Below are 14,027 nucleotides of genomic sequence, written 5' to 3'. Positions count from 1 at the left end.
TGTTTTGTGCGGTGCATGATTTTTTAACGGAATGCGTCAGACATTCCGGACACGTGGGCTGCGAACATTATCCGGCACGGCAGCAGCCGCGGAGATTGAAAGCATGATGCTTGATTACAACTCCCTCCTGCTGGCGCTGGGTGTTTCGGCGGCATGTCTCGCGGTGACGCTGATGGGCAGCTGGCTTGCCCGCCGGGCCGAAACAGTATTGCTCACCGCAACCATCGGTCTCGTGCTCGTCGTTAGCGGCATTTTCGTTTACAGCGCCTATGTGAATACGCCCGACAAATGGGCGGGCGTCGCAAATTTCGTGCTGTTCCAAGCCGGTTTCGCCACCATCTGGGGCGCCGGCCATCAGTTCTGCACCGGTCGCCTGTCCTTCTTTTCCATTTTGCTGCGCGCCCTTGCAGCGATGGCCTTTTCCATTCCGCCGATGGTAGCAGGATACGACGGCCTGGCCTTCATGGCTGAAAATCTTGCCATTGCTATGCTGCTCTTTGCCACCGCGCGGCAATATTGGCTTGCCCGCGCCGAGGCGCCGGCGCCGATCCTCGGCATCACGGCGCTTTATACGCTGACGGCAATTTCCTTCGTCCTCTGCGCCGCCGTGTTGATCTTCGACGGAAAGCTGGTGCTTGGCAAAGCGCCCAACAACTGGGCGGAGGATCTGAGCCTTGCCGTCTGCATCGCCGGCATGACGGGGATCGGCGCGCTGTCGCTGGCGCTGCATCAGTGGCGGCTCGCCGCCCGCCATCGTCTCGATGCGATCACCGATCCGCTGACCGGCCTGCTCAATCGCCGCGCCCTCTTCGACGAATACGGCACGCGCCCGATGGGCACGACCACCGCTGTCATCGTCTTCGACATCGATCATTTCAAATCCGTCAACGACCGCTTCGGCCATGCCGCCGGCGATCATGTTCTCAAGGCCTTCGCCGCCGAACTCGCGGGCAATTGCCGCGACGGCGATACCGCCGCCCGTCTCGGCGGCGAGGAATTTGCGCTGGTGATGAAGGAGGTCATGCCCGGCCGGGCGGAACTCGCGGCCGAGCGTATTCGCCGGGCCTTCCAGGCCCGCGAGATCCCTGTCGACGGCGAGGCGCTGGAATGCACGGTCAGCGTCGGTGTCGCTCCCGGCCGCTCGACGCCGTTGGATTTCGACGCCATGCTGAGCGCCGCCGACAAGGCGCTCTATGCAGCCAAGCGCGGCGGGCGCAATCGTGTCGAGCTTGCCGCCTACCTTCAGGCGGTTCCGGTCGAGGCATCGCGCACGGCGTCTTGATTCCTGGCTGGCCCTCTCATAACATCGCTCTCGGCCGGATGCGGCCAGCCGCCCCGCGACGCCTCGGCGTTATGGTGAATGCATCCAGAAATCATCCTTCACATCCCTTGCCGTTTGGCGATCGATGGCGAACGGGTCAGCAGACGCGGGCACTGATCTTCCTGTTTGCCGCCAACGGAAGGATGACACATGCGCGATTTTCGCGATGCTAAGCTCATGGCAAAGACACTGCGGCAGGCCCTTGCCGACCGCGATATTTCCCTCACCCACAGCGAAACGCTCGAAATCGTCGCACGGCAGTTCGGGTTCGATCAATGGAACGTCCTCTCGGCAAAGATCGATGCGGCGGATACGGCCCGATCGGCGATCGGCATCGAGCCGCCAATGCCGATCTTCCGCATCTTCTCGGTCGAAAAGGCGATGGAATTCTATTGCGGCTTTCTCGGCTTCAACCTCGATTGGGAGCATCGCTTCGGCGAAAACTTCCCGCTCTATTGCCAGGTCTCGCGGGATGGCATGGCGCTGCATTTGAGCGAACATTCCGGCGATGCAAGCCCCGGCGCCAAGGCCTTCGTCCGCGTCGCGAATGTGCGGGCCTACCATGCCGAGCTTTCAGGCAAGGACTACCGCTACATGAAGCCCGGCGTGGAGGAGGCACCCTGGGGGCTGGAGATGACGGTCATCGATCCCTTCAGCAACCGCATCGTCTTCTGCGAGCAGAAATAATGGGCAGCGGAGGAGCATTGCTCCTCCGCCGTCTCAAATCATCATCAAGGCCCTGACGAAGGCGACCGAAGCGAGCAGGGACGCGATCGTCCGCACGTGGTTCCACCATGTCCAGTCCTTGAGATAGGTGGCCCAGAGCGCGACGGCTTCCGTCCCGCTGCCGCTGACCTTCGCCAGCGCATCGTTCATCGGCACGTTGAAGATGATGGTCGAGAGAAACGAGGCGAAGACATAGAGAGCGGCGCCCGCCAGCATCAACGCAGATGCCCCGCCGCGCCAGTTCATCAGCGCCAGCACAGTGATGACGATGCAGAGCATTGCCGTCGGCACGAAAAGCGCCATGAAGGGCGAGCGGATGATCGTCACGTTGATCGAGTTCATCGCGGCGATGCCCTGTTCTGCCGGGATGCGCGAAAAGGCCGTCATGATGAAGGTCGAAAAGGCGAAGAAGATGCCGGCGACGAGGCCGCTGCCGATCGCAGCGGCGGCGAGCGAGAGGGTCAGGACGATCTGCATGGTCAGGCGCTCCATATTCCTGTTGCCGCGGTCCGGCGGGCATAGTGGCTGAAATCAGTGGCGGGGCGGCCGAGAATATCGGCCACGCCGCTCATGACGCCGGAATTGCGCCCGTCGAGCACCTGGCCGAAAAGCTCCTCGAGAAGATCGATCAAAACTTGGGGCAGGCCGGCGGCGGCAAGCCCGCCGGTGAAATCGGCCATCGAGACCTGTTCGTATTCTATCGGCCGTCCTGCAGCCGCGGCGATTTCGCCGACGGCTTCGCGGAATGTCAGCGCTCGCGGGCCGGTCAGTTCGTAGAACTTGTTGCGGCAGCGCGGTTCGGTCAAGGCCGCGACGGCGGCATCGGCAATGTCGTCGGCATCGATGAAGGGTTCGCGGATATCGCCCGCCGGCAATTGCAGCCGGCCGGCAAGGATCTGCTCCAGAAATGCGCCCTCGCTGAAGTTCTGGCAGAACCACGAGGCGCGCAGGATGGTGGTATCGATGCCGGAGGTCTCCAGCGCCGCCTCGCTTCGCAGCGCCCCATCTTCGCCACGGCCGGAAAGCAGCACGATATGGTCAAGGCCGCATTCGATGGCGACCTTGGCGAGCGCTCCGATGGCGTCCGCCGCCCAGGCGACGGCGAGATCCGGCTGGAAGGCGACATAGGCGCTCGATGCGCCCTGAAGCGCGCCGTGCCAGGTCGACCTGTCTTCCCAGTCGAAGGGGCGTGCGCTGGATCGTAATGCGGCTCGGACATTGAGGCCGCGTTGCTCTAGCCGTTTCAGGATGCGGCCGCCGGTCTTTCCCGATCCACCGACGAGGACAATTTCGGAATTCTGCATGGTGTGCTCCTCCCTTGATCCAAAATAAGAGAAACTCTCTCATTTGCAAAATGAGATAAACTCTCTTATTTTCTTTGTCAACCGCCAAAGGAGAGATGATGTCGGAGCTGCCAGCCGCAACGCGCAGAAGATCGCCGGAACAGATCGGCCAGCCGCGCCGCATTCCGAGCCAGCAGCGCGGACGCGAGCGCTTTGAAAAGATCCTGACGGTTGCTTCCGAGCTCATCGAAATGAACGGCAGCGATGCCTTGAAGATGAGCGAGATCGTCGAAAAAGCAGGACTTTCCTTCGGCGCCCTCTATCAATATTTCCCTGATAAGACCTCGATCATCCGCACCCTGGCCGAGCGCTTCAACGAGCAGGGCCGCCAATGCGTGGCCGACGAATTGGCCAAGGTGACGGACCCTGAAACACTGAACGCCGCGCTTTGCACGATCGCGGACGAATATTACGCCTTCTTCCGCCGCGAGCCGGTCATGCGCGATATCTGGCATGCGACCCACACGGACAAGCTTCTTCAGCAGGTGGATGCCGAAGACATGGAATTCCATGCGCAAGCCCTACTGTCGGTGCTGCGCCTCTTGTGGCCGGCGCGGACCGAGGCCGAGCTTCTGGCGATCGCCCGGCTGACGATGCAGCTCCTCGCTGCCGCCGTCCGCTATGCGGTTTCGCTGGACGAAGGAGAGGGCGCGCAGGCAATTGCGCTCTTCAAGAAGATGCAGGTTGCGGATATTGGCCGACTGCTTGCCTGACGGCCCTGTTGCGTCTGGAAACCGCCGGCTCTTGCTGCTATTGCCGCAAGGATGCAAAACCGAAGGAGGGCCGTATGATCCAGACCACGTTTCCCGACCGCGCCGTGATGGCTGAACTGGTAGCCAGGATGCTCTGGGAGATCAAGGCGGTGCATTTCAATGCCGCCCAGCCCTATAAGCTCTCTTCCGGCATGGCGAGCCCTGTTTATATCGATTGCCGCAAGCTGCTCTCCTTCCCGCGCGTCCGCTCGGCGGTGATGGATTTCGCTGCAAGCACGCTGCTGCGCGATGCCGGCTTCGAGCAGTTCGATTGCATCGCCGGCGGCGAGACGGCCGGCATCCCCTTCGCCGCCCTGCTCGCCGACCGCCTCGGCCTGCCGATGATCTATGTCCGCAAGCAGCCGAAGGGCCATGGCCGCAATGCCCAGATCGAAGGCAATATGCCGGAAGGTTCGCGCGTGCTCGTCATCGAAGACCTGACGACGGCGGGCGGCAGCATGTTCAAGTTCATCGATGCGGTCCGCGCTGCCGGCGGCATCGTCGATCACGGCATCGCGCTGTTCTTCTACGACATCTTCGGCCAACAGCGCTTCACCGACGGCAAGGTCAGGCTGCATCACATCTCGACCTGGCGCAATGTGCTGGCGGTCGCCAAGGCGCAGAAGCTCTTCGACGACAGGACATTGTCGGAAGTCGAGGCCTTCCTCGATGCACCGCTGGCCTGGTCGGCAAGGAACGGTGGCGTCAGTGAGCTTTCGCTCTAGCCTTTTGACAAAAGCTCGCTTAAATCGATTGAAGAACGCATAGGCCCTGTGGGAGGAATTCGATGATTTTGTGCTGCGGCGAAGCCTTGATCGACATGCTGCCGAGGGACACGACCCTTGGTGAAAAGGGTTTTGCACCCTATGCCGGCGGTGCGATCTTCAACACTGCGATCGCGCTCGGGCGCCTCGGCATACCCACGGCCTTCTTCACCGGTATTGCCGACGACATGATGGGCGAAATCCTGCTTGCGACGCTAAAGGCGAGCAATGTCGATTACAGCCCCTGCGCCATCACGCAGCGCCCCTCGACCATCGCCTTCGTCAAGCTGGTCAACGGCCAGGCGACCTATGCCTTCTACGACGAGGGCACCGCCGGCCGCATGATCACCGAAGCCGACCTGCCCACCCTCGGCGACGATTGCGAGGCGCTGCATTTCGGCGCCATCAGCCTGATCCCGAGCCCCTGCGGCGAAACCTACGAAGCGCTGCTCGACCGCGAGGCCGAAAAGCGAGTCATCTCGCTCGATCCCAACATCCGTCCCGGCTTCATCAAGGACAAGTCGGCGCATATGGCCCGCATCAAGCGCATGGCCGCGAAATCCGACATCGTGAAGTTCTCCGACGAAGATCTCGACTGGTTCGGCCTTTCCGGCGATCATGATGCGCTCGCCGCCCATTGGCTCGATCATGGCGCCAAGCTCGTCGTCATCACCAAGGGCGCCGAGGGCGCTTCCGGCTACACCAGGGATCGCAAGGTGACGGTGCCGAGCCAGCGCGTCGCAGTGGTCGACACGGTCGGCGCCGGCGACACTTTCGATGCCGGCGTGCTGGCCTCGCTGAAGAGGGATGGCCTGCTGACCAAGGCGCAAGTCGCCTCGCTCGACGAACAGGCGGTGCGCAACGCCCTGACGCTCGGCGCCAAAGCCGCCGCCGTCACCGTCTCCCGCGCCGGCGCCAACCCGCCCTGGGCGCATGAGATCGGGCTTTAAGGCTTAAGCCAGCGTCGGCCTCTCATCCGCCTGCCGGCACCCTCTCCCCTTAAACGGGGTGAAGGAGGAATGCCGCGACGTCTCGGTTCCCTCTTCTCCCCAGCGGGGAGAAGGTGCCCGTAGGGCGGATGAGGGGGCTGCACATGCTGGTCTCAGTAGGGTCCTCCCACGGGATTCAATCCCGCCGAAATCATTTCGAGCTTGTTTAGGACGGCGCGGTATGAAGTTTGGGATGATGTGAGGCTTGTGCCGGGCGGCCCCCTCATCCGCCTGCCGGCACCTTCTCCCCGCGGGGGAGAAGGGGATATGCTGCAACGCCTACGCCCCATTTCCCGTGCCAACCAGCACTGATTTGCCAGAGATTTCATTCTTAGCGCGCTAAAGAGCCTATCCCCGAGTCCCGCTCCGGTCGGAACTCGGACCAGCCACCAGATCCCGCAGGAAATCTTTGCACCACAGCGAGACGTCGTGAGAGAACAAATGCTCCATCATCATGCTCCAGCGATCGCGGCGCTCCTCAAGTGACATGGCGAGCCCCCGCGCAATCGCATTGGCGGTGCCTTCGACATCATAGGGATTGACCAGCAGCGCGCCTTTCAATTCTCGTGCCGCGCCGGCAAAGCGTGACAGCACCAAGACACCCGGTCGATCCGGATCCTGGGCGGCGACATATTCCTTGGCGACGAGGTTCATGCCGTCGCGCAGCGGCGTGACCAGTCCAATCGTCGCCAGCCTGTACAGGCCGGCAAGCACGTTGCGGCTGATCGATCGGTTGACATAACGGATCGGCACCCAGTCGATCGTTCCGATGGCGCCGTTGACGCGGCCGGCCTGCTCGGCGACCATTTTTTGCATATGCTCGTATTCGGGAACTTCCGATCGCGATTTCGGGGTGACCTGCAGAAAAGTCACCTTGTTCTGGTAGGCCGGATTGCCGGTGATGAAGCGCTCGAACGCTTCCAGCCGCTGAATGATGCCCTTCGAATAATCGAGCCGGTCGACCCCGATGATCATGTCGCGGCCTTCGATGCTGCGCCGGGTCTTCTGGACCATGACGTTGTTTGCCGCTTTTTCGGCGAATTCGGCGAAGGCCGCCGTCTCGATGCCGATCGGATAGGCGCCGGCCTTGAATGTCCGTCCATGCGAATCGAACAAGCCGTCGCCGAGGTCGTCGCCAATGCCCTCCCGTCTGAGATAGCCGGCGAAATTCTGGAGATCATAGTCCGTCTGAAAGCCGACGAGATCGTAATGCGAGAGCCCACGCATGATTTCCTCGTGAACCGGCATGGTGACGAGAATGTCGGCCGGCGGCCAGGGAATGTGCAGAAAGAAGCCGATCCGGTTCTTCAGCCCCATCTGGCGCAGTTCGGCGGCGAGCGGGATGAGGTGATAATCGTGAACCCAGATGATGTCGTCCGGCTCGATCAACGGCGCCAGCCGGTGCGCAAAGAACCGGTTGACGCGGAAGTAACCGGCCATTTCCTTACGGCCATATTCGGCGAGATCCAGGCGGTAGTGGCAGATCGGCCAGAGAACGCGGTTTGCAAAACCGCGATAATATTCCTCGACGTCGGTGTCGGTGAGGTCGGTCAGGGCATAGGTGATATTGCCATTCTGCTGTTGCGACAGCGCGCCCGGTTCCCTGTCGCCGCTCGATTCTCCCGACCATCCCATCCAGATGCCGCCACGCTCCTGCAGGGCTGCCTGCAGCGCGACGGCGAGGCCGCCGGCAGCGGCGCCACCATCTTTGCTCGGCACGGGAACGCGATTGGAAACGACGATAAGACGGCTCATGGGGTTCCTTTTGTGAAGATGGGACATGAAAACGCTGTGTGACGAGCGTCTTGAGGCATCTCCTGAACTTGGGCAGGGACCATACGGTGAAGGCGCCGACATCGACAGAGCCGACCCGGACGCGAGCGGCCCGGTGCAGATGCCAACGGGGACAACGGAGAATTTCCGCACAGAATTTGCTTAAATCTAGGGCGATTCCATCAGATTGAAAGAATTCTTTCTAAAATTTTCTATTAGAAGAATGTTCAATCCGGTTCGTGCCGCAGGGCCTATCGCCAGGAATACACCCCGGCCGGCCGCGTTCAGTTCATCAATTGCGGGCCGCAATGACTATGTTGGCGGCAATCCGCTCTGGTGCATGAGCTTGGTTTGTAAGGCTGAAGCCCGCTTCGCCCCTCATCCGGCTGCCGCCACCTTCTCCCCGTAAACGGGGCGAAGGGACATGCCGCAACCTCTCCGTGCCCCACTCACCTCTCGCATGGCACGTCCCCTCTCCCCGTCAGTACGGGGAGAGGGTTAGGGTGAGGGGCAATCTCAAGCGCTTAATTCGCCAGCTTCGCCAGCGCCGCGACAAGCCCTTGAGTCGAGGAATCATGCGATGCCGCGCTCTCCTTGCCCTCGACGACGGGAAGCAGGCCCGTCGCCAGTTCCTTGCCCAGCTCGACACCCCACTGGTCGAAGGAGTTGATGCGGAACAGCACGCCTTCGACGAAGACGCGATGTTCGTAAAGCGCGATCAGCCGGCCGAGCGCATAAGGCGTCAGCTTGTCATAAACGAAGGTGATCGACGGTCGGTTGCCCTGGAAGACACGGTGCGGGGCGATGAAATCGGCCTTCTTGTCGTCCATACCCTTGTCGGTCAGCTGCTTCTTGGCTTCCTCGAAGGTGCGGCCCTTCATCAGCGCTTCCGACTGAGCGAGAACGTTGGAGATCAGCAGCTGGTGCTGATGGCGAAGCTCCGGCTCGAAGGCGTTGGCGGCGATCATGAATTCGGCCGGGATAATGCTCGTACCCTGATGGATCAGCTGGTAGAAGGCGTGCTGGCCGTTGGTGCCGGGCTCGCCCCAGACGACCGGGCCGGAATTGCCCTCGACCGGCGTGCCGTCGATGGTGACGCCCTTGCCGTTCGATTCCATGTCGAGCTGCTGGAGATAGGCGGGAAAGCGCGACAGACGCTGGTCGTAGGGCAGGATGGCGCGGGTGGGATAACCGAGCACATTGCGGTGGTAGAAGCCGATCAGGCCAAGCAGCATCGGCAGGTTTTCGGTAATCGGCGCCTTACGGAAATGATTGTCGACGGCATGGGCGCCGTCGAGGAACTTGCCGAAATTCTCAGGCCCGATCGCGATCATCAGCGGCAGGCCGATGGCCGACCAGATCGAATAGCGGCCGCCGACCCAATCCCAGAAGCCGAAGACGCGGGCGCTGTCGATGCCGAAGGCGGCGACCTTGTCGAGCGCCGTCGAGACGGCAGCGAAATGATGCTGCACGGCCGCTTCGCCGAGCGCCTTGGCGATGAAATTGCGTGCCGTCTGCGCATTGGTCATCGTCTCCACGGTGGTGAAGGTCTTCGAGGCGACGATGAAGAGCGTCGTCTCCGGCTGCACCAGCTTCAGGATGTCCGCAATATGGGCGCCGTCGATATTGGAAACGAAATGCGCGCGCGGGCCGTCATGGAAGGGCGCGAGCGCCAGCGTCGCCATGACCGGGCCGAGATCCGAGCCGCCGATGCCGATATTGATGACATCGGTGATCGCCTTGCCGGTCGCGCCCTTCAGCGCGCCGGAGCGGATCTCGTCGGCGAATTTGCCCATGGCGGCGAGCACGGCGTTGACATCGGGCATGACATCCTTGCCGTCGACCAGAACCGGCGTGTTCGACCGGTTGCGCAGCGCTGTGTGCAGAACGGCGCGCTCCTCGGTGAAATTGATCGCCTTGCCGGAGAACATCTCCTCGCGCTTCTTCTCGACACCGCCTTCTTCGGCGAGCTTGACCAGCAGCTTCAGGATCTCGTCGTTCACCGCCGTCTTGGAGAAATCCATCAGCAGGTCGTCAAGCGAGACGGAGAAACGCTGGAAGCGCTGCGAATCGGCTGCGAAGGCGGCGCGGAGGTCGGTTGCCTTGGTGGCATCAGCGGTGCTTTTCAGCTGGTCGACGATGGCGTTCATGGGAGGCTCCTTTGGAGGCGGAAAGAGTTGCGGAAACTATTCGCTTTATCGGGCGCAAATCAAGTTCGGCCGCCGCTCCAACACGAAAAAAGCCACCCGCGGCAGGCGGATGGCCATTAATTTCATAGGGCTGTCAAATTCAGCCGCGCAGGTCCTTGCGCAGGATCTTGCCAACCGGCGACTTCGGCAGCTCGGTGCGGAATTCGATGAAGCGCGGGCGCTTGTAGTTGGTGAGGTTGGCGGTGCAGTGGGCCTTCACCTCCGCTTCCGTCAGGTTCGGATCTTTCCTGACGACAAAGAGCTTCACCGCCTCGCCGGAATGCCCGTCCGGCACGCCGATCGCCGCAGCCTCGAGAATGCCGGCATGCATGGCGGCGACCTCCTCGATCTCGTTCGGATAGACGTTGAAGCCCGAGACCAGGATCATATCCTTCTTGCGGTCGACGATCTTGGTGTAGCCGCGTTCGTCCATGAAGCCCATGTCGCCGGAGCGAAAATAGCCGTCGGCGGTCATCACCCGCGCCGTTTCCTCCGGCTTCTGCCAGTAGCCGGCCATCACCTGCGGTCCGCGGATGCAGATCTCGCCGATTTCGCCGAGCGGCAGGGATTGACCGGCCTCGTCGCGGATGTCGAGCTCGGTGGAAGGGATAGGCAGGCCGATCGAACCGGTGAATTCAGGCGAATCGAAGCGGTTGGCGGTGGCGACCGGCGACGTCTCGGAAAGGCCGTAGCCTTCGGTTATCGCCGTGCCGGTCATATCAAGCCAACGTTCGGCGACCGGACGCTGCACGGCCATGCCGCCGCCGAGCGACATGGTCAGCGAGGAAAAGTCGAGCTTGGCGAAATCGGCATTGTTCATCAGCGCGTTGAACAGCGTGTTGAGGCCGGGGAAGATGTGGATGTTCGACTTGCCGAATTCCTTGACGAGCCCGGGAATGTCGCGCGGATTGGCGATCAGGATATTGTGGGCGCCAAGCGACATGCCCATCAGCGAGTTCACCGTCAGCGCGAAGATGTGATAGAGCGGCAAGGCGCAGAGGAAGTTCAGCACCTCCGGCTGCTTCTTGCGCTCGAAGGCGGATCTGAGCCAGAGCGACAGCTGCAGTTTGTTGGCAAGCAGGTTTTGATGCGTCAGCACGGCGCCCTTGGCGACGCCCGTCGTCCCCCCGGTATATTGTAGAAAGGCGATGTCGCCGCCTGCAAGCGCAACCGGCTGCAGTTTCTTGCCGGCGCCTTCACGCAGCGCATGGCCGAAGCTCTTGTGCTGAGGGATCGACCAGGAGGGAACGAGCTTTTTCACCTTGCGCACGACGAAATTGATGATCAGCCCCTTAGGCCCGAGCATCTCGCCGAGCGAGGTGACGACGACATGGCGCAGATCCGTCTTGTTGAGAACCTGTTCGACGGTGCGGGCGAAATTCTCCAAGACGAAGATCGCCTTGGCGCCGGAATCCCGCAACTGGTGCTCGAGCTCGCGCGGCGTGTAGAGCGGGTTGACGTTCACGACGACGAGGCCGGCGCGCAGGATGGCATAGGTCGCGATCGGATTCTGCAGCACGTTCGGCATCATCACAGCCACGCGGTCGCCCTTCTGAAGCCCGATGCTCTGGAGCCATGCAGCCACCTTGCGCGTCTGGCTTTCCAATTCGCGGTAGCTCATCGCCTTGCCCATGCTGGAAAAGGCTGTCCGGTCGGAATAATGCGCGCAGGATTTTTCGAGCAGCTCCGCCAGCGATGTATGTTCCGGCGGCGGAAGCTCGGCGGGAACGATATCCGGATAGGAGGCAAGCCAGGGTTTGTCGGGCTTTACTCCGTTCGGATGGGCGGAAATGCTGTTCATCGTGTTCTCTCTCCCTTGCGGCCGCCGCGCCGGCTCTAGCCGGGAATCGACTGGAAGTATCCTCCACCTTCCAGTCCGGCAGCTTATGCCATTGCCTGAATGGTTCAAGCCGAGATTGAAGCTATACTAACCTTGACGTAAACGTCAACAATTGCGACCGCGCGATCGTGCCTGACATGGGGAACTTTGAGTCCGCCATGACGTTGACCTTGCACACTCACCATGAGGAACACCAAAAGGAGGTGCACGATGTTGAACGAGGAAACCGACGCCAGCCGCCGCGACCCTGATGTGAAGGACACGCCTTCGCTGATCGCCAGCGACCGCGTCGAAGGCACCCGCGTCTATGGTGCTGATGGCCGGCATATCGGCTCGATCGAACGCCTGATCCTTGGAAAGCGCGACGGCCGCGTCGCCTACGCCGTGCTGAGCTTCGGCGGCTTCCTGGGCATCGGCCACGATCACTATCCGCTTCCCTGGGAAAAGCTGAACTACGACACCCAGCTGGATGGCTATCGCATCGACCTGACGAAGGAGCAGATCGAAGGCGCACCAAGCTATTCGGACGATGACGACACCTGGTACAACGACAATGGCCGCCGGGTCTATGATTACTACGGCGTGCCGCCCTACTGGATGTGATCTCGTCCGACGGACCGAGCTGGAAGGGCCCCGTGCGATGCGGGGCCTTTTTGGTGCGTGGTAAACGTACCTTACAAGGGTTGCGAGGAACTGGCAGGTGGCGGCATCGGGGAGAGGTGCCGGCAGGCGGATGAGGGGGCCACACGGCACACGGAAAACCTGTTCCGGCACGCCATGCCAACGCCGTTTTCCAATATGGTGACTACGATCACCACGATGCAGCCGCTGCCCACCATGGCTTTTATCTTCGATAGGCTGGCGTTTTCTGCCCCCTCATCCGCCCTGCGGGCACCTTCTCCCCAGCGGGGCTATTAGATTCACACATTGTCGAAAGCGGATAAGAGGAGGTCTACGCCGCGTTTGGTGGCCTGGAACTGGTGCCATCCGTCGAGCATGACGATTGGTCCAGGCTTTCCGTAGTAGCCGGTCCATCCACCGAGGCGGGCGCAGACCCAGGCGGCATAGGCAAGCGAGCCTTTGGGATGCGGGTTCTTCTGTCTGGCGGTGTTGCCCTCCAGCTTGGCGCAGAAGGCTTCCAGCAGCGGCCGGTCGTTTGGCGCGAAGGCGTCCTCGATGGGGCGCAAGGCAGCGCCGGGCGGGGCCGTCGCGGGCATGCACCAGTTGCTGTACGATGACGGCCGCGACGAAGGCGGCCATCACCAGATTGCTCAGCGCTCCCTCGTCCTCGATGCGCAGGCCTTCGATATCAAAGCCCTGCGTCTTCAGAGTGCGGAACAGTTGCTCGATCGTCCAGCGGCGGCGATAAAGGGCGATGACCGCCGCCGCCTCGTCGGCCTCCGACACCGCGTAAGTCGTCAGCAGCCGCCAATGGATCGGCGTCTCGCCCGCTGGTGCGGCGGTCTCGCGCACATCCACCAGATAAAGCCGCACCCCATCCGGGGTCTTCTTGTAGATGCCGTTCTTCGGGGGCGGCAATGCCACCGGACTGAAGCGGATCGCCAGCTGCGTGTCGCGCTGCTTGCGGCCCGGCTTGGCCGGCAGGGTGAAGGCAAGCTTTGCCGCAACCGGCAAGGCATCGGCCATGGCAAACAGCGACGGCTGGTCCTTGCCGAAACTGCGGTCTTTGGCAGCGCGGACGACAAGCTCGACATTGGCAGGCCTTCGGGTGAAGGCCTCGTAGATATCGCTTTCGCGATCGGCAATGACGGTGATGTGGCGCGCCGCCGCACAAACCTTTGCCGCCTGGTCGGCGCCCTCCAGCCAGCGATAGCTCTCCTTCTCCTCGATCGGACGCGCACGTTGCGTGCCGCGCTTGCCCTGGTCGCGGCTGAGAAACTGTCCGTGGATCGCCCCGACGATCGCGCCATCGTCGGCGTCGACCCCGATCATCGCATGCAGATAAAGACCGCCACCGCCGTCGGAGCGGACCACCGTCGTATCCTGAATGGCCAGGATATGCCGATCCGCGCAGCCGCCCGCCGTGCGCAAGGCCGCCTCATCGATCATCGCCTGCGGATCAACCGCTCCATTGCGCAAGAACCGGCTCAAGCGGATCTCTCCGGCCCGATTGCCGCCCAGCTTGCGCACCCGCACGCCCTGGCCTGCCGTCGAAACAAGGCGCTCCAGCAAGAACGCCCCCTTTTTCCAGGCGACGGTCGCCAAACCGCCCCAGCCGCAAATCATCCATCGCTCAATTCTCCTGCTTGCGGCAACAGAATCAGAACGGCATTCCATAGGCAATTCTAAATGTGTGAATGCCATAGCCC

The 14,027-nt window shown here is 61.9% G+C and carries 12 protein-coding genes; 6 read left to right on the top strand and 6 right to left on the bottom strand.

Features of this window, described 5'->3' with window-relative positions:
* Positions 1–103 precede the first annotated feature (103 nt).
* Positions 104–1,282, top strand: a complete 1,179-nt coding sequence (locus tag ATY77_RS10830; RefSeq protein ID WP_088687313.1) for a GGDEF domain-containing protein — start codon at positions 104–106, stop codon at positions 1,280–1,282.
* Positions 1,283–1,471: 189 nt separating this feature from the next.
* Positions 1,472–2,008, top strand: coding sequence for a glyoxalase superfamily protein (locus ATY77_RS10825; RefSeq protein ID WP_088687312.1), 537 nt, complete (start codon positions 1,472–1,474; stop codon positions 2,006–2,008).
* Positions 2,009–2,041: 33 nt separating this feature from the next.
* On the opposite strand, the gene ATY77_RS10820 is transcribed toward ATY77_RS10825, so the two are convergent.
* Positions 2,042–2,524 (bottom strand): anthrone oxygenase family protein, encoded by a 483-nt coding sequence (locus ATY77_RS10820; RefSeq protein ID WP_088687428.1) that lies wholly within the window; start codon positions 2,522–2,524, stop codon positions 2,042–2,044.
* 2 nt (positions 2,525–2,526) lie between these two features.
* A complete protein-coding gene (locus ATY77_RS10815; protein ID WP_088687311.1) occupies positions 2,527–3,351 on the bottom strand; it encodes an NmrA family transcriptional regulator in 825 nt (274 codons plus the stop codon).
* Between the two features lie 98 nt (positions 3,352–3,449).
* Here ATY77_RS10815 and ATY77_RS10810 point away from each other — a divergent pair, with 98 nt between their 5' ends.
* The 3 genes from ATY77_RS10810 to ATY77_RS10800 all read left to right on the top strand — a co-directional run bounded on the left by ATY77_RS10810 (position 3,450) and on the right by ATY77_RS10800 (position 5,856).
* Entirely contained in the window at positions 3,450–4,103 is a 654-nt protein-coding gene (locus ATY77_RS10810) for a TetR/AcrR family transcriptional regulator (RefSeq protein ID WP_088687310.1), read from the top strand.
* A 74-nt stretch (positions 4,104–4,177) separates the two neighbouring features.
* Positions 4,178–4,867 carry an orotate phosphoribosyltransferase gene (locus tag ATY77_RS10805; RefSeq protein ID WP_088687309.1) on the top strand — a complete coding sequence of 230 codons (690 nt, stop codon included), beginning with the start codon at positions 4,178–4,180 and terminating at the stop codon, positions 4,865–4,867.
* Positions 4,868–4,929: 62 nt separating this feature from the next.
* A complete protein-coding gene (locus ATY77_RS10800) occupies positions 4,930–5,856 on the top strand; it encodes a carbohydrate kinase (protein ID WP_088687308.1) in 927 nt (308 codons plus the stop codon).
* 387 nt (positions 5,857–6,243) lie between these two features.
* On the opposite strand, the gene otsA is transcribed toward ATY77_RS10800, so the two are convergent.
* From otsA to ATY77_RS10785, 3 genes are all read right to left on the bottom strand, one after another.
* On the bottom strand, positions 6,244–7,650 hold the full coding sequence (gene otsA, locus ATY77_RS10795) for an alpha,alpha-trehalose-phosphate synthase (UDP-forming) (protein ID WP_088687427.1): 1,407 nt from the start codon (positions 7,648–7,650) through the stop codon (positions 6,244–6,246).
* Between the two features lie 542 nt (positions 7,651–8,192).
* Complete coding sequence (gene pgi, locus ATY77_RS10790) at positions 8,193–9,818, bottom strand: glucose-6-phosphate isomerase (protein ID WP_088687307.1); 1,626 nt, start codon at positions 9,816–9,818, stop codon at positions 8,193–8,195.
* Between the two features lie 139 nt (positions 9,819–9,957).
* Positions 9,958–11,658, bottom strand: coding sequence for a long-chain fatty acid--CoA ligase (locus ATY77_RS10785; RefSeq protein ID WP_088687306.1), 1,701 nt, complete (start codon positions 11,656–11,658; stop codon positions 9,958–9,960).
* A gap of 249 nt (positions 11,659–11,907) precedes the next feature.
* Here ATY77_RS10785 and ATY77_RS10780 point away from each other — a divergent pair, with 249 nt between their 5' ends.
* Positions 11,908–12,300, top strand: coding sequence for a PRC-barrel domain-containing protein (locus ATY77_RS10780; protein WP_088676703.1), 393 nt, complete (start codon positions 11,908–11,910; stop codon positions 12,298–12,300).
* A gap of 273 nt (positions 12,301–12,573) precedes the next feature.
* On the opposite strand, the gene ATY77_RS10770 is transcribed toward ATY77_RS10780, so the two are convergent.
* A partial coding sequence (locus tag ATY77_RS10770; protein ID WP_245314323.1) for an IS4 family transposase occupies positions 12,574–14,027 on the bottom strand: 1,454 nt, incomplete at its 5' end.

Origin of the sequence: Rhizobium sp. R634 (assembly GCF_002211305.1) — a bacterium.
Classification (GTDB): Bacteria; Pseudomonadota; Alphaproteobacteria; order Rhizobiales; family Rhizobiaceae; genus Rhizobium.
This window is presented reverse-complemented; position numbering and strand designations above follow the sequence as displayed.